We start from the raw sequence: 21,279 nt of genomic DNA, 5'->3' as shown, positions 1-21,279 counted from the left end.
TTGTCTCCTTATTTCAGGCTGCGAATGTCGGCGAAATGGCCGGTGACTGCCGCAGCGGCGGCCATTGCCGGGCTGACCAGATGGGTGCGCCCACCGCGGCCCTGACGGCCTTCAAAGTTACGGTTGCTGGTGGAGGCACAGCGCTCACCCGGATTCAGGCGATCGTTGTTCATGGCCAGACACATGGAACAGCCTGGCAGGCGCCACTCGAAGCCTGCTTCGATAAAGATCTTATCCAGACCTTCGGCTTCCGCCTGGGCTTTCACCGGACCGGAGCCTGGAACCACCAGCGCCTGCACGCCCGGCGCGACTTTACGGCCTTTGGCAATCTCTGCCGCCGCACGCAAATCTTCGATACGAGAGTTGGTGCAGGAGCCGATAAACACTTTATCAATGGTCACGTCGGTCAACGGCACGCCGGGCTTCAGCCCCATATAGGCCAGCGCTTTTTCCGCACTGGCGCGCTCGACCGGATCGGCGAAGGAAGCCGGATCGGGAATGGCGTCGTTGACGGAAATCACCTGACCCGGGTTGGTCCCCCAGGTCACCTGAGGGGCAATCTCTTCTGCCTGCAGCGTGACAACGGTATCAAACGTTGCCCCGTCGTCGGTTTTCAGGGTTTTCCAGTAGGCTACCGCGTCGTCAAAATCCTGCCCTTTCGGCGCGTGCAGACGGCCCTTCACATAGTTAAAGGTCGTTTCATCTGGCGCGACCAGCCCGGCTTTGGCACCCATCTCAATGGCCATGTTGCACAGGGTCATGCGACCCTCCATGCTCAGCGCCTGAATAGCGTCGCCGCAGAACTCAACGACGTGGCCTGTACCGCCTGCGCTGCCGGTTTTACCGATAATCGCCAGCACGATATCTTTCGCGGTAATGCCAGGCGCCGCTTTGCCCTTCACTTCAATCTTCATCGTTTTGGCGCGGCCCTGCTTCAGGGTCTGCGTTGCCAGCACATGTTCCACCTCGGAAGTGCCAATCCCGAACGCCAGGGCGCCAAACGCGCCGTGGGTTGCGGTATGGGAGTCACCGCAGACGATGGTCATGCCCGGCAGGGTAATCCCCTGCTCAGGGCCCATCACGTGGACGATGCCCTGATACGGATGGTTCAGGTCGTACAGCTCAACGCCAAATTCATTGCAGTTCTTAATCAGCTCCTGCATCTGGATACGCGCCATCTCACCCGAGGCGTTAATGTCTTTAGTCTGGGTGGAAACGTTGTGATCCATCGTCGCGAAGGTTTTACCCGGCTGGCGAACCGGACGCTTGTGCGCGCGCAGGCCGTCAAATGCCTGAGGAGAGGTCACCTCGTGTACCAGATGTCTGTCGATATACAGCAGTGGGGTTTCGTTTGGTGCTTCGTAGACAACGTGCGCATCAAACAACTTTTCATATAACGTCTTAGCCATGATTACACCCCTTCAGCGACATAGCGGGCAATGATGTCGCCCATTTCATCGGTACTGACTGCCGCCGTGCCGCGTGCTAAATCACCGGTACGGACGCCTTCTTCTAACGCCCGGTTAATGGCGTTTTCTATTGCGGTTGCTGCATCGCCTGCATCCAGGCTGTAGCGCAGCAGCAGGGCCAAAGAGAGGATCTGCGCAATCGGGTTGGCAATGTTTTTGCCGGCGATATCCGGTGCGGAGCCGCCCGCAGGCTCGTACAGGCCGAAGCCTTCTTCATTCAGGCTGGCGGATGGCAGCATGCCCATCGAGCCGGTGATCATCGCGCACTCGTCAGAGAGAATATCGCCGAACAGGTTGGAGCACAGCAGCACGTCAAACTGGGACGGATCCTTAATCAGCTGCATGGTCGCGTTGTCGATGTACATGTGCGACAGCGCAACGTCCGGGTACTGTTTAGCGACTTCACTGACGATCTCACGCCACAGAATGGAAGACTGCAGCACGTTCGCTTTATCAATAGAGGTCACCTTATGGCGGCGTTTGCGCGCCGACTCAAACGCGATATGGGCGATACGTTCAATTTCGAAGCGGTGATACACCTCGGTATCGAACGCTTTTTCATGCTGACCGCTGCCTTCGCGCCCTTTTGGCTGACCGAAATAGATCCCGCCGGTCAGTTCACGTACGCACAGAATGTCGAAACCGTTGGCGGCGATATCGGCGCGCAGCGGGCAAAACTCTTCCAGACCCTGGTACAGCTTCGCCGGACGCAGGTTACTGAACAGTTTGAAATGTTTACGCAGCGGCAGCAGCGCGCCGCGCTCTGGCTGCTCTGCTGGCGGCAGATGTTCCCATTTTGGACCACCGACGGAACCAAACAGCACGGCATCGGCATTTTCACAGCCTTCCACGGTCGCTTTTGGCAGTGGCGTACCGTGGTTATCAATCGCAATACCGCCCACATCGTAGTGGCTGGTGGTGATTTTCATCGCAAAACGTGCGCGAACGGCTTCCAGTACTTTCAGCGCCTGTGCCATCACTTCCGGGCCAATACCGTCGCCCGGTAACACAGCAATATGGTAATTCTTCGACATTACACGGTTTCCTTGTTGTTCTCTTTATTCTGAGCTTTGCGTTGCAACTCTTTTTCGACTTCGGCGGCACGCCAGATGTTATTCAGCACATGCACCATCGCTTTCGCGGAGGATTCAACGATATCGGTCGCCAGACCCACGCCATGGAAGCGGCGGCCATTGTGGGTCACAACAATGTCGACCTGGCCCAGTGCATCTTTGCCGTGGCCCTTAGCTGTCAGGTCATATTTGACCAGCTCAACGTCGTACTCGGTAACGCGGTTGATGGCCTGGTAAATCGCATCGACAGGTCCATTACCGTTAGCTGCCTCTGCTTTAATTTCATCTCCGCAGGCCAGCTTGACCGAGGCGGTGGCGATGTCGCTGGATCCGGACTGCACGTTGAAGTAATCCAGACGGAAGTGCTCTGGCTCTTCCTGCTGTTTGTTAATAAAGGCCAGCGCTTCCAGGTCATAGTCGAACACCTGCCCTTTTTTGTCGGCCAGCTTCAGGAACGCGTCATAAAGCTGATCCATGTTGTAATCGCTGTCCTTATAGCCCATCTCTTCCATGCGGTGCTTCACTGCCGCGCGACCGGAACGGGAGGTCAGGTTCAACTGGACCTGGTTCAGGCCAATGGATTCCGGGGTCATAATTTCGTAGTTTTCACGGTTCTTCAGCACGCCATCCTGATGAATACCGGAGGAGTGCGCGAAGGCGCCAGTGCCGACAATCGCTTTGTTGGCCGGAATAGGCATGTTGCAAATCTGGCTGACGGTCTGGCTGGTGCGCCAGATCTCGTTGTGATTGATGCGGGTGTGCACGTCCATGATGTCTTTGCGCACTTTGATCGCCATGATCACTTCTTCCAGCGAACAGTTGCCCGCGCGTTCGCCGATGCCGTTCATCGCGCCTTCTACCTGACGCGCGCCAGCGTGGACGGCGGCGATAGCATTGCCCACCGCCAGACCCAAATCATCGTGGGTGTGGACGGAGATAATCGCTTTATCAATGTTCGGAACGCGGTCATACAGGCCGGTGATGATGTTGGCGAACTCAAACGGCATGGTGTAGCCGACGGTGTCCGGGATGTTGATGGTTTTGGCACCCGCGTTAATGGCGGCTTCCACGACGCGCGCCAAATCGTCGATTGGCGTACGGCCCGCATCTTCACAGGAGAATTCAACGTCATCGGTGTAGTTACGTGCGCGTTTCACCATGTACACCGCGCGCTCGATCACCTCATCCAGCGTGCTGCGCAGCTTGGTGGCGATGTGCATGGGCGAGGTGGCAATAAAGGTGTGGATACGGAACGCTTCGGCCACTTTCAGCGACTCGGCTGCAACGTCGATATCTTTTTCTACACAGCGCGCCAGACCACATACGCGGCTGTTTTTAATGGTGCGGGCGATGGTCTGGACGGATTCGAAATCACCCGGAGACGAGACCGGGAAACCCACCTCCATCACGTCGACACCCATACGTTCGAGAGCCAGCGCGATCTGCAGTTTCTCTTTTACACTCAGGCTTGCCTGTAATGCCTGTTCACCGTCACGTAAAGTAGTATCGAAAATAATGACTTGCTGGCTCATGGGTTAGGTCCTTGTCAGTCTTAGGGCGCCTTGCTACGAGCATAAAAAAACCCGCGCAGTGGCGCGGGTTTTTAGTCTTACTGGTGACGATTCAACGCTGAATTTCGCCCGCCAGTCTACCGCGCACAGTGGATGCGTTTAGTAGTAGTAGACCGGTGAAACGAATGGTGCGAATCATGAATCGTGCTCCGTTAAATTCAATATGCTTTAGTGGTACTGGATACGGCAGTTGATGTCAACCCCTGACGATAAAAACGGACCCGACGGGCGGAACGGGCAGGAGTTTACTTTAGCTAATTGTGCTGGTTATGGCTTTTGCGAGCCGACTAATTGTCTAATTTTGGACTGAAGAAAACAGTTGCAGAAATAAATAAATATAATTGTTTAAAATGAGTGACGCGCGTTACAGAGAGTATTCTGTACATAAAGGGGTTTACTATCATTAAGTTATAATTTCGGTGAATCTATTACGCGTCGCTAAAAAATGAACAGAGGTAACATGTTATTAACTAACTGATGAGCGGTGGCGATAACAGTTTAATAATACTTAAGTCATCATTAATCTGGCGGTCATTGTGTATTTGCTTGGTTTATGGTTTCATTTAAATCCTAAAGTCAAACATATCATTTGCGCTCTTTAGATTTCGTTAATATAGCGTCTTTATATATTCCGAATTTTAAATAATTCTCTTTCGCTGATCGTATTTGCATGATAAATCATATTTTCCGAGATTATTACCGTACGGCGGCAAAGGGAGTGTAGCGTGACAGTGGAGTCAGAAGTGCCAGAAAATAATATTAAACAACCTCAAGCTACTGACGGGATTAAACCGCAGTTACGCACGGTGGATCTAAATCTTCTGACGGTATTTGATGCGGTCATGCAGGAGCAAAACATCACCCGCGCGGCCCAGGCGTTGGGGATGTCACAACCTGCTGTGAGTAACGCCGTTGCCAGGCTTAAGGTCATGTTTAACGACGAATTGTTTGTTCGTTACGGAAGAGGGATCCAGCCTACTGCGCGCGCATTCCAGCTGTTCGGCTCAATCCGTCAGGCGTTGCAGCTGGTACAAAACGAGCTGCCGGGATCGGGCTTTGAACCTTTAAGCAGCGAGCGCACATTTCATCTATGTGTCTGCAGTCCATTAGATAATTATTTAACCTCAATTATCTATAATAAAGTTGAAGAGATCGCGCCAAATATTCATCTGGTTTTTAAATCATCCCTGAACCAAAGTACAGAGCATCAGTTACGCTATCAGGAGATTGAATTCGTCCTGGGGTATGAAGAGTTCCGTCGTCCTGAATTTTCCTGCGTACCGCTGTTTAAAGATGAAATGGTTCTGGTAGCCAGTAAAAATCATCCTCGGCTGAAATATCCGCTACGCGAAAATGATGTCTATAACGAGCAGCATGCCGTTGTTGCCCTCGACAGATATGCTTCCTTCAGCCTGCCATGGTATGACTCTGCGGATAAGCAGGCGAGCGTGGCTTATCAGGGGATGGCTATGGTCAGCGTATTAAACGTTGTCTCCCAAACACATCTGGTGGCGATTGCACCGCGCTGGCTGGCAGAAGAGTTTTCTGACCCGTTAGATCTGCAAATTTTGCCTCTGCCGCTTAAGTTAAATAGCCGAACCTGCTATCTCTCCTGGCATGAAGCGGCCGGAAGGGATAAAGGGCACCAATGGATGGAAGAGTTGCTGGTCGGTATCTGCCGCCGGTAAACGCATCAGGATAAATCGCATCGGATTGTGTGATTTATCCTGAATTTTTTTAGATAATCACTATTTTGTTCTGTGATGCATTTTTTTGTGCCGCTCTTCGGTACGTAAAAATAGATGATTTCCTGCATTGCCGCGCTTTTCAGCGATGATTTATCACACCGTCCTCTATTCCCAGAGGAATTAACCATATCTTTAGTTAACGGCTGCTTTTTCTGCTTTACGCACCGTTTATCTCACCGGGTTTGCTAATTGCCTGCCTCATAACGAGCGGTTAAGGTAAAGAACACTCTGCAAAATATAAGATTGGTTCATCCCGATCGTAAGACGGCGCGGAAATGAATTCGGCAGTCCGTCTATAACAAAATGCCTGGAGGCAAAGCATGGAGATGTTGTCTGGCGCGGAAATGGTCGTGCGGTCGCTGATCGATCAGGGCGTAAAGCAAGTGTTCGGCTACCCTGGCGGCGCGGTCCTGGATATTTATGATGCGCTGCATACGGTAGGGGGCATTGACCATGTTCTGGTACGTCACGAGCAGGCGGCTGTACACATGGCCGACGGTCTGGCGCGTGCGACGGGTGAAGTGGGCGTGGTCTTAGTCACGTCCGGCCCCGGCGCGACAAACGCCATTACCGGTATTGCGACGGCGTATATGGACTCTATCCCGCTGGTGATCCTCTCCGGGCAGGTAGCAACCTCGCTGATTGGCTACGATGCTTTTCAGGAGTGTGACATGGTCGGGATTTCCCGTCCCGTTGTGAAGCACAGCTTTCTGGTCAAGCAAACCGAAGACATTCCCGGCGTACTGAAAAAAGCCTTCTGGCTGGCAGCAAGCGGACGCCCGGGACCGGTGGTGGTCGATCTGCCTAAAGACATTCTGAACCCGGCAAACAAGCTGCCGTATGTCTGGCCTGACTCGGTGAGCATGCGTTCTTACAACCCGACGACGCAGGGGCATAAAGGACAGATCAAGCGGGCGTTGCAAACGCTTCTGGCAGCCAAAAAACCGGTCGTTTATGTCGGGGGTGGAGCGATCAACGCTGCCTGTGAAGCCCAGCTTCGCGAGCTGGTTGAAAAACTCAACCTTCCTGTGGCGTCGTCGCTGATGGGGCTGGGGGCGTTTCCCGCCACACACCGCCAGGCGCTGGGCATGCTGGGTATGCACGGTACCTATGAAGCCAACATGACGATGCATCACTCCGATGTGATCTTTGCCGTCGGCGTGCGTTTTGACGATCGCACCACCAACAACCTGGCGAAGTATTGCCCGAATGCCACCGTGCTGCACATTGATATCGATCCAACGTCCATTTCAAAAACGGTGTCGGCTGATGTGCCGATCGTCGGTGATGCTCGTCAGGTTCTGGAACAGATGCTGGATCTGCTGACGCAGGAGAACGCGACCCAGCCGCTGGATGAGATCCGCGACTGGTGGCAGCAGATTGAACAGTGGCGAGCGCGTCAGTGCCTGAAATATGACACACAAAGCGAAAACATTAAGCCGCAGGCGGTCATCGAAGCGGTGTGGCGACTGACGAAGGGTGAGGCGTATGTAACCTCAGACGTGGGCCAACACCAGATGTTTGCCGCCCTGTATTACCCGTTTGATAAACCGCGTCACTGGATCAACTCGGGTGGCTTAGGCACCATGGGCTTCGGTCTGCCTGCCGCGCTGGGCGTGAAGCTGGCGTTGCCGAATGAAACCGTCGTCTGCGTGACCGGAGACGGCAGCATTCAGATGAACATTCAGGAGCTGTCTACCGCACTGCAGTATGAGTTGCCGGTTCTTGTGCTGAACCTGAATAACGGCTACCTCGGCATGGTGAAGCAGTGGCAGGATATGATTTATTCTGGCCGTCATTCGCAGTCCTATATGCAATCGCTGCCGGATTTTGTTCGTCTTGCTGAAGCTTATGGCCATATTGGGATGCGGGTGACCGATCCGGCCGAGCTGGAAACGAAGCTCGCACAAGCGCTTGAGCACGTTAAAAACAACCGCCTCGTCTTTATGGATGTGATTGTTGATGGAACCGAACACGTTTATCCGATGCATATTCGGGGGGGCGGTATGGATGAAATGTGGTTAAGCAAAACGGAGAGAACCTGATATGCGCCGGATATTATCGGTTTTACTGGAAAACGAGTCTGGCGCACTGTCGCGCGTCATTGGTCTTTTTGCGCAGCGCGGTTATAACATTGAAAGCCTGACCGTCGCGCCGACGGAGGATCCCACGCTGTCGCGCATGACGATTCAAACCGTTGGCGACGCCAAAGTGCTTGAACAAATTGAAAAACAGCTGCATAAACTGGTTGATGTGCTGCGCGTGAGCGAGCTGGGGCAGGGGGCCTACGTTGAACGTGAGGTCATGCTGGTGAAAATCCAGGCCAGCGGCTACGGGCGTGAAGAAGTTAAACGCAATGCGGATATTTTCCGCGGACAGATTATCGATGTCACGCCTTCTCTTTATACGGTTCAGCTGGTCGGGACGAGTGACAAGCTGGATGCGTTCCTGACGTCCGTGCGGGATGTGGCAAAAATTGTTGAGGTCGCAAGATCGGGTGTCGTCGGCCTGTCACGCGGCGAGAAAATCATGCGTTAGCTGTCAAAAAGGTTCGCCTCTTTCTGCCCGGTCACCAAAGCCGGGCTTTTTTTTGCGTAATCAGCCGACAACGCAAACAAAAGCGGTTGCCGCGAAGGCTTTTCTGCGTTTAGATGTTAAAAGATTTAACCATAACCTTGACAGGGCCATGGACTCTTTTCTTTTTTTAAGGGGCAATTGTGAAACTGGATGAAATCGCCCGGCTAGCCGGCGTGTCACGAACAACGGCCAGCTATGTGATTAACGGTAAAGCAAAGCAGTACCGTGTCAGCGACAAGACCGTTGAAAAAGTGATGGCGGTGGTTCGTGAGCATAACTACCATCCGAATGCTGTCGCTGCCGGCCTGCGTGCCGGGCGCACCCGCTCTATTGGTCTGGTGATCCCTGACCTCGAAAACACCAGCTATACCCGTATCGCCAACTATCTTGAACGTCAGGCGCGCCAGCGCGGCTATCAATTGCTGATTGCCTGCTCGGAAGACCAGCCTGACAACGAGATGCGCTGCATTGAGCATCTGCTCCAGCGCCAGGTGGATGCCATCATCGTGTCGACCTCTTTGCCGCCAGAGCATCCTTTTTACCAGCGCTGGGCGAACGACGCGTTCCCAATCGTAGCGCTGGATCGCGCGCTCGATCGCGAGCACTTCACCAGCGTCGTGGGGGCGGATCAGGATGATGCCGAAATGCTGGCCGCGGAGCTGAGAACCTTCCCTGCTGAAACGGTGCTGTATCTTGGCGCGCTGCCCGAGCTTTCCGTGAGCTTCCTGCGTGAGCAGGGGTTCAGAACCGCCTGGAAAGACGATCCGCGCGAGGTGCACTACCTCTACGCCAACAGCTACGAGCGTGAAGCAGCCGCGCAGCTGTTCGAGAAATGGCTTGAAACGCACCCGATGCCTCAGGCGCTGTTCACCACCTCATTTGCGCTCCTGCAGGGCGTCATGGATGTGACCTTACGCCGTGAAGGTAAACTGCCCTCCGACCTGGCGATTGCCACGTTCGGGGATAACGAGCTGCTCGACTTCCTTCAGTGCCCGGTGCTGGCGGTTGCACAGCGCCACCGCGATGTGGCTGAACGCGTGCTGGAGATTGTGCTGGCGAGTCTGGATGAACCCCGCAAGCCAAAGCCGGGCCTGACGCGTATCAAACGTAATCTCTACCATCGCGGAATTTTAAGCCGCCAAAAATGAAATGACCGGGGCGGCGAAATCTGCCCCTTTTTGCTGCAATAATTCGTGCGGATAATTCCCGGAGAGAAATTAGGATAATTCTTGGGAGATCATAATCGCCTATTTTTCATTATTCATTTTGGCTTTTAAATTGCCCTTTAAACAACATCTCAGCGATTTTAAACGGCACTCTTTGTATTATTTTGTTACAAACCCTCTTCGGTCGATGAATATTCAGACGTTTTTTCCTCTTCCTTTGCCAGCTTACGTGCTAACCACTGCGCTTACCGCTCGCCTGAGTGAATCTGGCGCTGTCATCCCCTGAGAATCTGTCATAAAATGCTGCCCGCGTCGCAAACTGACACTTTATATTTATCTGCGATGATATTGAGTGAGCCTTAACGCTAGTGTGCATATTCGGTTTTTTTCTTACAAATATTCATAACGTTAATTTTGCCTCGCCAGTTGTGCAGTTATTAACCAGGACTGTTTATCTCTGTAAATAGAGGGCTTCCGAGTCCTTACAGGGAGAGTCCTGGCTTGACAAGCTTTTCCCTCGCTCCGTAAACTCCTTTAGGTGGGAATTTGTGGGTTAAAGTGGTGAGGAGGGGTGAGACTGGCATGTTCCGTGGAGCTACGTTAGTCAATCTCGACAGCAAAGGGCGTTTATCGGTACCAACCCGATATCGCGACCAGCTGATTGAGAACGCTGCGGGTCAAATGGTTTGCACCATTGACATTAACTCCCCCTGCCTGCTGCTTTACCCCTTACCTGAATGGGAAATTATTGAGCAAAAGCTGTCGCGACTGTCGAGCATGAACCCGCAGGAACGCCGCGTGCAGCGGCTGTTATTGGGACATGCCAGTGAATGTCAGATGGATAGCGCAGGTCGATTATTGATTGCCCCTGTGTTGCGGCAGCATGCCGGTCTGACAAAAGAAGTGATGCTGGTCGGGCAGTTCAACAAGTTTGAACTGTGGGATGAAACGACCTGGTATCAACAGGTCAAGGAAGATATCGACGCTGAGCAGTCTGATTCCGCGACATTATCGGAACGACTGCAGGACTTGTCTCTATAAATATGATGGAAAATTATAAACATAAAACGGTGTTACTGGACGAGGCCGTTAACGGCCTGAATATTCGTCCGGATGGCATCTACATTGATGGCACGTTTGGTCGCGGTGGCCACTCGCGTTTGATCCTCTCCCAACTGGGTGAGGAGGGACGTCTGCTGGCAATCGATCGCGATCCGCAGGCAATTGCCGTTGCACAGACCATCAATGACCCACGCTTTTCCATCGTGCATGGACCTTTCTCTGCGCTCGCGGACTATGTGGCTGAGCGCGGCCTGACGGGCAAGATCGACGGGATTCTTCTCGATCTTGGCGTCTCTTCACCCCAACTTGACGACGCTGAACGCGGTTTCTCCTTTATGCGTGATGGTCCGCTGGACATGCGGATGGACCCGACGCGCGGACAATCCGCCGCCGAGTGGCTACAGACCGCTGACGAAGCCGATATTGCATGGGTCATTAAAACGTTTGGCGAAGAGCGTTTTGGTAAACGTATTGCGCGCGCCATTGTTGAGCGCAACCGCATTGAGCCAATGACCCGCACCAAAGAGTTGGCCGAGGTGATCGCGGCAGCGACCCCGGTGAAGGATAAGCACAAACATCCCGCGACCCGTACCTTCCAGGCGGTTCGCATCTGGGTAAACAGTGAACTGGAGGAAATAGAGCTGGCGCTAAAAAGCTCGCTCGACGTGCTTGCCCCGGGTGGGCGGTTATCCATCATCAGCTTCCATTCGCTGGAAGACCGTATTGTGAAACGCTTTATGCGTGAACAAAGTCGCGGTCCACAGGTGCCAGCGGGGCTGCCGATGACGGAAGAACAACTCAGGAAGCTGGGTGGCCGTCAGTTGCGAGCATTAGGCAAGTTGATGCCGGGCGAAGAAGAAGTGGCAGAGAATCCACGCGCCCGTAGTTCAGTGCTGCGTGTTGCAGAGAGGACGAACGGATGATCGGCAGAGTGACAGAGACCCTAAGCAAAGTTAAGGATTCGTTAGGAAGCAACGAGCGCCATGCCTTGCCTGGCGTGATCGGCGACGATCTTTTGCGGTTTGGGAAACTGCCACTCTGTCTGTTCATTTGCATCATTGTCACGGCAGTAACGGTGGTGACGACAGCCCACCATACACGTTTATTGACTGCGCAACGCGAGCAGATGGTACTGGAACGCGATGCGCTGGATATTGAATGGCGAAATCTGATCCTTGAAGAAAACGCGCTCGGCGATCACAGCCGGGTTGAACGGATCGCAACGGAAAAGCTGCAGCTGCAGCATGTTGATCCTTCACAGGAAAATATCGTAGTACAAAAATAAGGGAAAACGCGACGCATGAAAGCAGCGGCAAAAACGCTAAAACCAAAACGTCAGGAAGAACAGGCCAACTTTATCAGTTGGCGTTTTGCGTTGCTTTGCGGCTGCATTTTACTGGCGCTGGGTTTTCTGCTGGGCCGCGTGGCATGGCTGCAGATCGTCGCCCCTGACATGCTGGTACGCCAGGGCGATATGCGCTCTCTGCGCGTTCAGGAGGTCTCCACCTCCCGCGGGATGATCACCGACCGCTCCGGTCGTCCGCTGGCGGTGAGCGTGCCGGTGAAAGCTATCTGGGCCGATCCGAAAGAGCTGCACGACGCCGGTGGCATTACCCTTGATAACCGCTGGAAGGCGCTGGCTGATGCGCTGAAAATGCCGCTGGATCAGCTGGCGTCCCGCGTTAATGCGAACCCGAAAGGGCGTTTTATCTATCTGGCGCGTCAGGTTAACCCTGACATGGCGGACTACATTCGCAAACTGAAGCTGCCGGGCATTCATCTGCGTGAAGAATCCCGTCGTTACTATCCATCCGGCGAAGTAACCGCTCACCTCATTGGCTTCACCAACGTCGACAGCCAGGGGATTGAGGGCGTTGAAAAAAGCTTCGATAAGTGGCTCACCGGTCAGCCGGGCGAGCGAATCGTGCGTAAGGACCGCTACGGGCGCGTCATCGAAGATATCTCCTCTACGGACAGTCAGGCAGCGCACAACCTGGCCCTGAGTATCGACGAGCGCCTGCAGGCGCTGGTCTACCGCGAGCTGAACAACGCCGTGGCGTTCAACAAGGCGGAGTCAGGCAGCGCTGTGCTGGTGGATGTCAGCACCGGTGAAGTGCTGGCGATGGCCAACAGTCCATCCTACAACCCGAACAACTTTACCGGCACCGCAAAAGATGCCATGCGTAACCGGGCGATTACCGACGTGTTCGAACCTGGCTCCACGGTGAAGCCGATGGTGGTGATGACCGCGCTCCAGCGCGGAATCGTCAATGAAAACACGGTTCTGAACACTATCCCATACCGTATTAACGGCCACGAGATAAAAGACGTGGCGCGCTACAGCGAATTGACCCTGACCGGGGTGTTACAGAAGTCGAGTAACGTCGGTGTTTCAAAGCTGGCGTTAGCGATGCCGTCCTCAGCGTTAGTAGAGACTTACTCACGTTTTGGACTGGGAAAGGCGACCAATTTGGGGTTGGTCGGAGAACGCAGTGGCTTATATCCTCAAAAACAACGGTGGTCTGACATAGAGAGGGCCACCTTCTCTTTCGGCTACGGGCTAATGGTAACCCCGTTACAGTTAGCGCGAGTCTACGCAACGATTGGCAGCTATGGCGTCTATCGCCCGCTGTCGATTACCAAAGTTGATCCACCGGTCCCGGGCGAGCGTATCTTCCCGGAATCCATCGTTCGTACCGTGGTGCACATGATGGAAAGCGTGGCGCTGCCGGGCGGTGGCGGCGTGAAGGCGGCGATTAAAGGCTATCGTATCGCCATTAAAACCGGTACAGCGAAAAAAGTGGGGCCAGACGGCCGCTACATCAACAAATACATTGCCTATACCGCAGGCGTTGCGCCTGCAAGCAATCCGCGTTTTGCGCTGGTGGTCGTGATAAACGATCCACAGGCGGGTAAATACTACGGCGGCGCCGTCTCCGCGCCTGTGTTCGGGGCCATCATGGGCGGCGTGTTACGCACCATGAACATTGAACCGGATGCGCTGGCGACGGGCGAAAAAAGTGAATTTGTAATTAATCAAGGCGAGGGTACAGGTGGCAGATCGTAATTTGCGCGACCTTATCGCTCCGTGGGTGCCAAATGCACCGGAGCGAGCACTGCGAGAGATGGTACTGGACAGCCGCGTGGCTGCTTCTGGCGATCTTTTTGTGGCGGTGGTCGGTCATCAGGCGGACGGGCGTCGTTATATCCCGCAGGCGATTGCGCAAGGTGTGGCTGCCATTATTGCTGAGGCTAAAGATGAGGCAACCGACGGTGAGATCCGTGAAATGCACGGCGTGCCGGTCATCTATCTCAGTCAGTTAAACGAACGTCTTTCCGCACTGGCGGGACGTTTTTATCACGAACCTTCCGACCAGCTGCGTCTGGTTGGCGTAACGGGTACGAACGGTAAAACCACCACCACGCAGCTGATGGCGCAGTGGGCCCAACTGCTGGGTGAAACCGGTGCGGTGATGGGAACCGTAGGTAACGGTCTGCTGGGCAAAGTGAGCCCGACGGAAAACACCACCGGCTCCGCGGTTGACGTACAGCACGTGCTTGCCGGTCTGGCAGGGCAGGGCGCAACCTTCGCCGCGATGGAGGTCTCTTCGCACGGTCTGGTACAGCACCGCGTCGCGGCGCTGAAATTTGCTGCATCCGTGTTTACCAACCTGAGCCGCGACCATCTTGATTATCATGGCGATATGGAGCACTACGAAGCCGCGAAATGGCTGCTGTTCTCTACTCACCATTACGGTCAGGCCATCATCAACGCCGACGACGAAGTGGGCCGCCGCTGGCTGGCGAAGCTGCCAGATGCGGTTGCCGTCTCGATGGAAGATCATATCAATCCGAACTGCCATGGCCGCTGGCTGAAGGCGGTTGAGGTGAATTATCACGACAGCGGGGCGACCATCCGCTTTGCCTCTTCCTGGGGGGAAGGCGAAATTGAAAGCCGCCTGATGGGCGCGTTTAACGTCAGCAACCTGCTGCTGGCGCTGGCAACGCTGCTGGCGCTGGGTTATCCGATGGCGGAACTGCTGAAAACGTCAGCGCGTCTCCAGCCGGTTTGTGGCCGTATGGAAGTATTTAGCGCGCCGGGTAAGCCGACCGTTGTGGTTGATTATGCCCACACGCCGGATGCGCTGGAAAAAGCGCTGGAAGCGGCGCGCCTGCACTGTACCGGTAAGCTCTGGTGCGTGTTTGGCTGCGGCGGCGATCGCGACAAAGGCAAACGCCCGCTGATGGGCGCGATTGCGGAACAGTTCGCGGATATTCCGGTTGTCACCGATGACAACCCGCGTACGGAAGAGCCGCGCGCCATCATTAATGACATTCTGGCGGGTATGCTGGACGCAGGCCGCGCGCGCGTCGTGGAAGGCCGTGCTGAAGCCGTGACCAACGCCATTATGCAGGCGCAGGAGAATGATGTTGTTCTGCTGGCGGGTAAAGGCCATGAAGATTATCAGATTGTTGGCAATCGCCGTCTGGATTACTCGGATCGCGTAACGGCAGCTCGCCTGCTGGGAGTTGTCGCATGATTAGCCTCTCGTTAAGCCAGGCCGCTGCGGTACTGCATGGCGACCTGCACGGGCAAGACCTGACCATTGATGCCGTGACGACGGACACCCGCAAAGTCACCGCTGGCTGTCTGTTCGTGGCGCTGAAAGGCGAGCGTTTTGACGCGCATGATTTTGCCGAACAGGCCAAAGAGAACGGCGCCGGTGCGCTGCTGGTCAGCCGCAAGCTTGATATCGATCTGCCGCAGGTTGTGGTGAAAGATACGCGTCTCGCGTTCGGTGAGCTGGCTGCCTGGGTTCGTCAGCAGGTACCGGCTCGCGTCGTCGCCCTGACCGGATCCTCAGGCAAAACGTCAGTGAAAGAGATGACGGCAGCGATCCTCAGCCAGTGCGGCAATACGCTTTTTACCGCGGGCAACCTCAATAATGACATCGGCGTGCCGATGACATTGCTTCGCCTGACCAAAGAGCATGACTATGCGGTGATCGAGTTAGGCGCAAACCACCAGGGTGAAATCGCCTGGACCGTGAGCCTGACTCGCCCGGAAGCGGCGCTGGTGAATAACCTCGCGGCAGCGCATCTGGAAGGCTTTGGCTCGCTGGAAGGCGTGGCGAAAGCGAAAGGCGAGATTTACACCGGCCTGCCGGAAAACGGTATCGCCATTCTGAACGCCGATAACAACGACTGGCTGAACTGGCAGAGCATCATTGGTGCGCGTAAAACCTGGCGCTTCTCGCCAAATGCGGCCAACAGTGATTTTACGGCGACCAATATCCATGTGACGTCGCACGGCACTGAGTTCACCCTCACTACCCCAACGGGTGGCGTGGAGGTGCTGTTGCCGCTGCCGGGTCGCCATAACATCGCCAATGCCCTTGCGGCGGCGGCGCTGGCAACGGCGGTGGGCGCTTCACATGAGGCGATCAAAGCCGGGCTGGCGAACCTGAAAGCCGTGCCGGGTCGTCTGTTCCCGATTCAGCTTTCGGAAAACAAGCTGCTGCTGGATGACTCCTACAACGCGAACGTTGGCTCGATGACGGCGGCGGTGCAGGTGTTATCTGAAATGCCAGGCTACCGAATCATGGTGGTTGGCGACATGGCAGAGCTGGGCGACGAAAGCGAAGCCTGTCATACCCAGGTCGGTGAAGCGGCGAAAGCGGCGGGGCTGGACTGTGTACTGAGCGCAGGAAAACTGAGCCAGGCGATTAGCCAGGCCAGCGGCGTTGGCGAGCATTTTGCCGATAAAGCCGCGTTGATTGAGCGCCTTAAGGCATTAATGACAAAAAAACAAATTGTGACAGTGTTAGTGAAAGGTTCACGTAGTGCCGCCATGGAAGAGGTTGTGCACGCATTACAGGAGAACGGGACATGTTAGTTTGGCTGGCCGAACATTTGGTCAAATATTACTCAGGCTTTAACGTCTTTTCGTATCTGACGTTTCGCGCCATCGTCAGCCTGCTGACTGCACTGTTCATCTCGTTGTGGATGGGCCCGCGCATGATTGCCCGTCTGCAAAAGCTCTCTTTCGGCCAGGTTGTGCGTAACGACGGCCCGGAATCGCACTTCAGCAAGCGCGGCACCCCGACCATGGGCGGGATCATGATCCTGACTGCCATCGTCGTTTCCGTGCTGTTGTGGGCGTACCCGTCCAACCCGTACGTCTGGTGTGTGCTGACGGTACTGGTGGGTTACGGGATCATTGGTTTCGTCGATGATTACCGCAAAGTCGTCCGCAAAGACACTAAGGGCCTGATTGCCCGCTGGAAGTATTTCTGGATGTCGGTGATCGCGCTGGGCGTGGCCTTCGCACTGTATCTTGCCGGGAAAGACACGCCAGCGACCGAGCTGGTCGTGCCGTTCTTTAAAGACGTGATGCCGCAGCTGGGTCTGTTCTACATTCTGCTGGCGTACTTTGTGATTGTCGGCACCGGTAACGCCGTTAACCTGACCGACGGTCTGGATGGCCTGGCAATCATGCCTACCGTCTTCGTGGCGGCCGGTTTTGCGCTGGTGGCCTGGGCGACCGGTAACATGAATTTCGCGAACTATCTGCACATCCCTTATCTGCGCCACGCGGGTGAACTGGTGATCGTCTGTACGGCGATTGTCGGTGCAGGGCTGGGCTTCCTGTGGTTCAACACCTATCCGGCTCAGGTCTTTATGGGTGATGTCGGTTCACTGGCGTTAGGCGGCGCGCTGGGCATTATTGCCGTGCTGCTGCGTCAGGAGTTCCTGCTGGTGATCATGGGCGGCGTGTTTGTGGTTGAGACGCTGTCGGTGATTTTGCAGGTCGGCTCCTTCAAGCTGCGCGGTCAGCGCATCTTCCGTATGGCGCCGATTCACCACCACTATGAACTGAAAGGCTGGCCGGAGCCGCGCGTTATTGTGCGCTTCTGGATTATTTCGCTGATGCTGGTGCTGATTGGCCTGGCAACGCTGAAGGTACGTTAATCATGGCAGATTACCAGGGCAAAAAAGTCGTTATCATCGGGTTAGGCCTCACGGGCCTGTCCTGCGTGGACTTTTTCCTCGCACGTGGCGTGACGCCGCGCGTGATGGATACGCGTGTCTCTCCGCCGGGTCTGGATAAACTACCGGAACAGGTTGAACGCCACCTTGGTGGTCTGAATGATGACTGGCTGCTGGCAGCCGATCTGATTGTCGCCAGCCCGGGTATGGCGCTGGCGCATCCTTCCCTGAGCGCTGCCGCAGATGCAGGCGTTGAGATTGTCGGCGATATCGAGCTGTTCTGCCGCGAAGCGCAGGCGCCCGTTATCGCGATTACCGGTTCTAACGGTAAAAGCACCGTCACCACCCTAGTGGGGGAAATGGCAAAAGCGGCGGGCATGAACGTCGGCGTTGGCGGTAATATTGGTTTGCCTGCTCTGATGCTGCTGGACAAAGGCTGTGAACTGTATGTTCTCGAGCTTTCCAGCTTCCAGTTGGAAACGACCTCCAGCCTGCATGCTGCCGCTGCGACGATCCTCAACGTGACTGAAGATCACATGGACAGATATCCATTTGGTCTGCAGCAGTACCGTGCTGCCAAGCTGCGCGTTTATGAGAATGCCAAAGTCTGCGTAGTGAACGCCGATGATGCACTGACTATGCCGGTGCGTGGCGCAGACGACCGCTGCATTAGTTTTGGCATCACCATGGGTGATTATCATCTGAACCGCCAGCTGGGTGAAACCTGGCTGCGCGTGAAAGGTGAGAAAGTGCTGAACGTGAAAGAGATGAAGCTCTCTGGTCAGCACAACTATACCAATGCGCTGGCGGCGCTGGCGCTGGCGGACGCAGTGGGGCTGCCGCGCTCCTCAAGCCTGAAAGCGTTAACCACGTTTTCCGGCCTGGCACACCGTTTCCAGCTGGCGCTGGAGCACAACGGCGTGCGCTGGATCAACGACTCCAAAGCCACCAACGTGGGCAGCACGGAGGCCGCGCTGAACGGCCTGCACATTGACGGTACCTTGCATCTGCTGCTGGGCGGTGACGGTAAATCAGCGGATTTCTCGTCCCTGAAGCCGTATCTCTCCGGCGATAACGTCCGTCTCTACTGCTTCGGCCGTGACGGCAGCGAGCTGGCTGCACTGCGCCCTGAGGTCGCCGAGCAAACCGAAACCATGGAACAGGCGATGCGGCTGATTGCCCCTCGCGTGAAGCCGGGCGATATGGTGCTGCTCTCTCCGGCCTGTGCCAGCCTCGATCAATTCAAGAATTTCGAACAGCGTGGTGATGTCTTTACCCGCCTGGCGAAGGAGTTAGGCTGATGCGTTTATCTCTCCCTCGCCTGAAAATGCCGCGCCTGCCAGGATTTGGGATCCTGGTGTGGTTGTTTGCGGCACTCAAAGGCTGGGTGATGGGCTCTCGTCAAAAAGATAACGACAGCCTGATCATGTACGACCGCACGCTGTTCTGGCTCACGATGGGGCTCGCGGCGGTCGGCTTTATTATGGTGACGTCAGCGTCAATGCCCGTCGGGCAGCGTCTGGCGAACGATCCTTTCCTGTTTGCCAAGCGTGATGGTCTGTACATTATCCTGGCATTTTGCCTGGCGCTGGTGACCTTGCGTCTGCCGATGGAGTTCTGGCAGCGGCACAGTACGGCGATGCTGATCGCGTCGATCATTATGCTGCTGATCGTTCTGGTGGTGGGGAGTTCCGTAAACGGGGCATCACGCTGGATCGCCTTTGGCCCGCTGCGTATTCAGCCTGCGGAATTTACCAAGCTCTCCCTGTTCTGCTACCTGGCGAACTACCTGGTGCGTAAGGTAGATGAAGTGCGTAATAACCTGCGCGGCTTCTTAAAACCGATGGGCGTGATTCTGGTGCTGGCGGTATTACTGCTGGCGCAGCCTGACCTCGGTACCGTGGTGGTACTGTTTGTCACCACGCTGGCCATGCTGTTCCTGGCGGGGGCGAAGCTGTGGCAGTTCATCGCCATTATCGGGATGGGGATTTCAGCGGTTGTGCTGCTGATCCTCGCCGAGCCTTACCGTATTCGCCGCGTGACCTCGTTCTGGAACCCGTGGGAAGACCCGTTCGGCAGCGGCTATCAGCTGACGCAGTCACTTATGGCCTTTGGGCGCGGTGAGCTCTGGGGGCAGGGGCTGGGTAACTCGGTACAGAAACTGGAGTATTTACCGGAAGCGCATACTGACTTCATCTTCTCCATTATTGCGGAAGAACTGGGTTATATCGGTGTGGTATTAGCGCTATTAATGGTATTCTTCGTCGCTTTCCGCGCCATGTCCATCGGCCGGAAAGCGCTGGAGATCGATCACCGTTTCTCAGGCTTCCTGGCCTGCTCAATTGGTATCTGGTTTAGCTTCCAGGCATTGGTTAACGTCGGGGCCGCAGCAGGTATGTTGCCGACCAAAGGTCTGACGTTGCCGTTGATCAGTTATGGTGGTTCGAGTCTGTTGATTATGTCGACGGCCATCATGCTGTTGTTGCGCATAGATTATGAGACGCGTCTGGAAAAAGCCCAGGCGTTTACACGAGGTTCACGATGAATCAACCGAAGCGGTTAATGGTGATGGCAGGCGGTACCGGCGGACATGTGTTCCCGGGACTGGCGGTTGCGCACCATTTAATGGATCAGGGCTGGCAGGTACGCTGGCTGGGAACCGCAGACCGCATGGAGGCCGACCTGGTACCGAAACACGGTATCGAGATCGACTTTATTCGTATTTCTGGCCTTCGGGGCAAAGGCCTCAAGGCAATGCTGCTGGCACCGGTGCGCATTTTTAACGCCTGGCGTCAGGCGCGCACCATCATGAAGCGCTTTAAGCCCGATGTGGTGCTGGGCATGGGCGGCTATGTCTCGGGTCCAGGTGGGTTAGCCGCGTGGTCGCTAGGTATTCCCGTCGTGCTGCATGAGCAGAACGGTATTGCGGGTCTGACCAACAAATGGCTGGCGAAAATCGCCACCAAAGTCATGCAGGCGTTTCCCGGCGCGTTCCCGAAAGCGGACGTGGTGGGAAATCCGGTGCGTGTGGACGTGCTGGCACTGCCGCTGCCGGAGGCTCGGCTGGCAGGCCGTGAAGGGCCGGTGCGTGTGCTGGTCGTCGGCGGTTCTCAGGGCGCACGTATTTTAAACCAGACGATGCCGCAGGTTGCCGCAAAGCTGGGTGATACCGTTACCATCTGGCACCAGAGTGGAAAAGGCGCTCAGCAGACCGTTGAGCAGGCTTACGCCGAGGCGGGGCAGCCGCAGCATAACGTGACGGAATTTATCGACGACATGGCGGCAGCGTACGCCTGGGCCGATGTCGTGGTCTGTCGTTCTGGCGCCTTAACGGTAAGCGAAATCGCTGCCGCGGGGCTGCCGGCTCTGTTTGTGCCTTTCCAGCACAAAGACAGACAGCAGTACTGGAATGCCCTGCCGCTTGAGAAAGCCGGTGCGGCGAAAATTTTTGAGCAGCCACAATTTACCGCCGACGCGGTCGCCACCACCCTGGCGGGCTGGAACAGAGGCGTATTGCTTGAGATGGCTGAACGCGCGCGCGCGGCAGCTATCCCTGATGCGACGGAACGGGTGGCAAAAGAAGTGAGCCTGGCAGCCCAGGCTTAACCCTCGCAGCGCGTGAA

The 21,279-nt window shown here is 55.5% G+C and carries 18 protein-coding genes; 14 read left to right on the top strand and 4 right to left on the bottom strand.

Annotated elements, in window-relative coordinates; translation table 11 throughout:
* Window positions 1-8: 8 nt before the first annotated feature.
* The 4 genes from leuC to leuL form a co-directional block, all read right to left on the bottom strand.
* Complete coding sequence (leuC, locus tag CWR52_RS08595) at window positions 9-1,409, bottom strand: 3-isopropylmalate dehydratase large subunit (RefSeq protein ID WP_008501999.1); 1,401 nt, start codon at window positions 1,407-1,409, stop codon at window positions 9-11.
* Window positions 1,410-1,411: 2 nt separating this feature from the next.
* The gene (leuB, locus tag CWR52_RS08590) at window positions 1,412-2,503 is read right to left on the bottom strand and encodes a 3-isopropylmalate dehydrogenase (protein WP_023310385.1); all 1,092 of its coding nucleotides are present in this window, start codon (window positions 2,501-2,503) and stop codon (window positions 1,412-1,414) included.
* The gene (leuA, locus tag CWR52_RS08585; RefSeq protein ID WP_008501997.1) at window positions 2,503-4,074 is read right to left on the bottom strand and encodes a 2-isopropylmalate synthase; all 1,572 of its coding nucleotides are present in this window, start codon (window positions 4,072-4,074) and stop codon (window positions 2,503-2,505) included. The genes leuB and leuA overlap by 1 nt, the downstream gene beginning before the upstream one ends.
* Before the next feature lie 91 nt (window positions 4,075-4,165).
* The gene (gene leuL / locus CWR52_RS23585) at window positions 4,166-4,252 is read right to left on the bottom strand and encodes a leu operon leader peptide (protein ID WP_071530973.1); all 87 of its coding nucleotides are present in this window, start codon (window positions 4,250-4,252) and stop codon (window positions 4,166-4,168) included.
* Window positions 4,253-4,856: 604 nt separating this feature from the next.
* Here leuL and leuO point away from each other — a divergent pair.
* From leuO to murG, 14 genes are all read left to right on the top strand, one after another.
* Window positions 4,857-5,801, top strand: a complete 945-nt coding sequence (gene leuO / locus CWR52_RS08575; protein WP_104949401.1) for a transcriptional regulator LeuO — start codon at window positions 4,857-4,859, stop codon at window positions 5,799-5,801.
* Between the two features lie 380 nt (window positions 5,802-6,181).
* Window positions 6,182-7,906, top strand: coding sequence for an acetolactate synthase 3 large subunit (ilvI, locus tag CWR52_RS08570; protein ID WP_104949400.1), 1,725 nt, complete (start codon window positions 6,182-6,184; stop codon window positions 7,904-7,906).
* Window position 7,907: 1 nt separating this feature from the next.
* Window positions 7,908-8,399, top strand: coding sequence for an acetolactate synthase small subunit (gene ilvN, locus CWR52_RS08565; RefSeq protein WP_045907792.1), 492 nt, complete (start codon window positions 7,908-7,910; stop codon window positions 8,397-8,399).
* 179 nt (window positions 8,400-8,578) lie between these two features.
* Window positions 8,579-9,586, top strand: coding sequence for a catabolite repressor/activator (gene cra, locus CWR52_RS08560; RefSeq protein ID WP_032644059.1), 1,008 nt, complete (start codon window positions 8,579-8,581; stop codon window positions 9,584-9,586).
* Window positions 9,587-10,186: 600 nt separating this feature from the next.
* Window positions 10,187-10,645 (top strand): division/cell wall cluster transcriptional repressor MraZ, encoded by a 459-nt coding sequence (mraZ, locus tag CWR52_RS08555; RefSeq protein ID WP_047743407.1) that lies wholly within the window; start codon window positions 10,187-10,189, stop codon window positions 10,643-10,645.
* A gap of 2 nt (window positions 10,646-10,647) precedes the next feature.
* Window positions 10,648-11,589: a 16S rRNA (cytosine(1402)-N(4))-methyltransferase RsmH gene (rsmH, locus tag CWR52_RS08550; RefSeq protein ID WP_104949399.1), complete on the top strand. Its 942-nt coding sequence runs from the start codon at window positions 10,648-10,650 to the stop codon at window positions 11,587-11,589.
* Window positions 11,586-11,951 carry a cell division protein FtsL gene (ftsL, locus tag CWR52_RS08545; RefSeq protein ID WP_008501989.1) on the top strand — a complete coding sequence of 122 codons (366 nt, stop codon included), beginning with the start codon at window positions 11,586-11,588 and terminating at the stop codon, window positions 11,949-11,951. Before rsmH ends, ftsL begins: the two co-directional genes overlap by 4 nt.
* A gap of 15 nt (window positions 11,952-11,966) precedes the next feature.
* Window positions 11,967-13,733 (top strand): peptidoglycan glycosyltransferase FtsI, encoded by a 1,767-nt coding sequence (locus CWR52_RS08540; protein WP_045907793.1) that lies wholly within the window; start codon window positions 11,967-11,969, stop codon window positions 13,731-13,733.
* Window positions 13,720-15,207 carry a UDP-N-acetylmuramoyl-L-alanyl-D-glutamate--2,6-diaminopimelate ligase gene (gene murE, locus CWR52_RS08535; RefSeq protein WP_104949398.1) on the top strand — a complete coding sequence of 496 codons (1,488 nt, stop codon included), beginning with the start codon at window positions 13,720-13,722 and terminating at the stop codon, window positions 15,205-15,207. The genes CWR52_RS08540 and murE overlap by 14 nt, the downstream gene beginning before the upstream one ends.
* Window positions 15,204-16,562 carry a UDP-N-acetylmuramoyl-tripeptide--D-alanyl-D-alanine ligase gene (gene murF, locus CWR52_RS08530; protein WP_104949397.1) on the top strand — a complete coding sequence of 453 codons (1,359 nt, stop codon included), beginning with the start codon at window positions 15,204-15,206 and terminating at the stop codon, window positions 16,560-16,562. The genes murE and murF overlap by 4 nt, the downstream gene beginning before the upstream one ends.
* On the top strand, window positions 16,556-17,638 hold the full coding sequence (gene mraY / locus CWR52_RS08525) for a phospho-N-acetylmuramoyl-pentapeptide-transferase (RefSeq protein WP_008501985.1): 1,083 nt from the start codon (window positions 16,556-16,558) through the stop codon (window positions 17,636-17,638). The genes murF and mraY overlap by 7 nt, the downstream gene beginning before the upstream one ends.
* A 2-nt stretch (window positions 17,639-17,640) precedes the next feature.
* Entirely contained in the window at window positions 17,641-18,957 is a 1,317-nt protein-coding gene (gene murD / locus CWR52_RS08520; protein WP_063620777.1) for a UDP-N-acetylmuramoyl-L-alanine--D-glutamate ligase, read from the top strand.
* Window positions 18,957-20,201 carry a cell division protein FtsW gene (gene ftsW, locus CWR52_RS08515; RefSeq protein ID WP_008501983.1) on the top strand — a complete coding sequence of 415 codons (1,245 nt, stop codon included), beginning with the start codon at window positions 18,957-18,959 and terminating at the stop codon, window positions 20,199-20,201. The genes murD and ftsW overlap by 1 nt, the downstream gene beginning before the upstream one ends.
* A complete protein-coding gene (gene murG, locus CWR52_RS08510; RefSeq protein ID WP_104949396.1) occupies window positions 20,198-21,262 on the top strand; it encodes an undecaprenyldiphospho-muramoylpentapeptide beta-N-acetylglucosaminyltransferase in 1,065 nt (354 codons plus the stop codon). Before ftsW ends, murG begins: the two co-directional genes overlap by 4 nt.
* Window positions 21,263-21,279 lie beyond the last annotated feature (17 nt).

The organism is Enterobacter sp. SGAir0187 (assembly GCF_002952735.2).
In the GTDB taxonomy this organism is placed as follows: Bacteria; Pseudomonadota; Gammaproteobacteria; order Enterobacterales; family Enterobacteriaceae; genus Enterobacter; species Enterobacter quasiroggenkampii.
This window is presented reverse-complemented; position numbering and strand designations above follow the sequence as displayed.

Bases quoted from the DNA above. Each gene is read 5' to 3' on its own strand.
- mraZ (WP_047743407.1), top strand. From the start codon at position 10,187: ATGTTCCGTGGAGCTACGTTAGTCAATCTCGACAGCAAAGGGCGTTTA.
- leuA (WP_008501997.1), bottom strand. From the start codon at position 4,074: ATGAGCCAGCAAGTCATTATTTTCGATACTACTTTACGTGACGGTGAA.
- ilvN (WP_045907792.1), top strand. From the start codon at position 7,908: ATGCGCCGGATATTATCGGTTTTACTGGAAAACGAGTCTGGCGCACTG.
- leuL (WP_071530973.1), bottom strand. From the start codon at position 4,252: ATGATTCGCACCATTCGTTTCACCGGTCTACTACTACTAAACGCATCC.
- mraY (WP_008501985.1), top strand. From the start codon at position 16,556: ATGTTAGTTTGGCTGGCCGAACATTTGGTCAAATATTACTCAGGCTTT.
- ftsW (WP_008501983.1), top strand. From the start codon at position 18,957: ATGCGTTTATCTCTCCCTCGCCTGAAAATGCCGCGCCTGCCAGGATTT.
- murG (WP_104949396.1), top strand. From the start codon at position 20,198: ATGAATCAACCGAAGCGGTTAATGGTGATGGCAGGCGGTACCGGCGGA.
- leuB (WP_023310385.1), bottom strand. From the start codon at position 2,503: ATGTCGAAGAATTACCATATTGCTGTGTTACCGGGCGACGGTATTGGC.
- ftsL (WP_008501989.1), top strand. From the start codon at position 11,586: ATGATCGGCAGAGTGACAGAGACCCTAAGCAAAGTTAAGGATTCGTTA.
- murF (WP_104949397.1), top strand. From the start codon at position 15,204: ATGATTAGCCTCTCGTTAAGCCAGGCCGCTGCGGTACTGCATGGCGAC.
- CWR52_RS08540 (WP_045907793.1), top strand. From the start codon at position 11,967: ATGAAAGCAGCGGCAAAAACGCTAAAACCAAAACGTCAGGAAGAACAG.
- ilvI (WP_104949400.1), top strand. From the start codon at position 6,182: ATGGAGATGTTGTCTGGCGCGGAAATGGTCGTGCGGTCGCTGATCGAT.
- murD (WP_063620777.1), top strand. From the start codon at position 17,641: ATGGCAGATTACCAGGGCAAAAAAGTCGTTATCATCGGGTTAGGCCTC.
- rsmH (WP_104949399.1), top strand. From the start codon at position 10,648: ATGATGGAAAATTATAAACATAAAACGGTGTTACTGGACGAGGCCGTT.
- leuC (WP_008501999.1), bottom strand. From the start codon at position 1,409: ATGGCTAAGACGTTATATGAAAAGTTGTTTGATGCGCACGTTGTCTAC.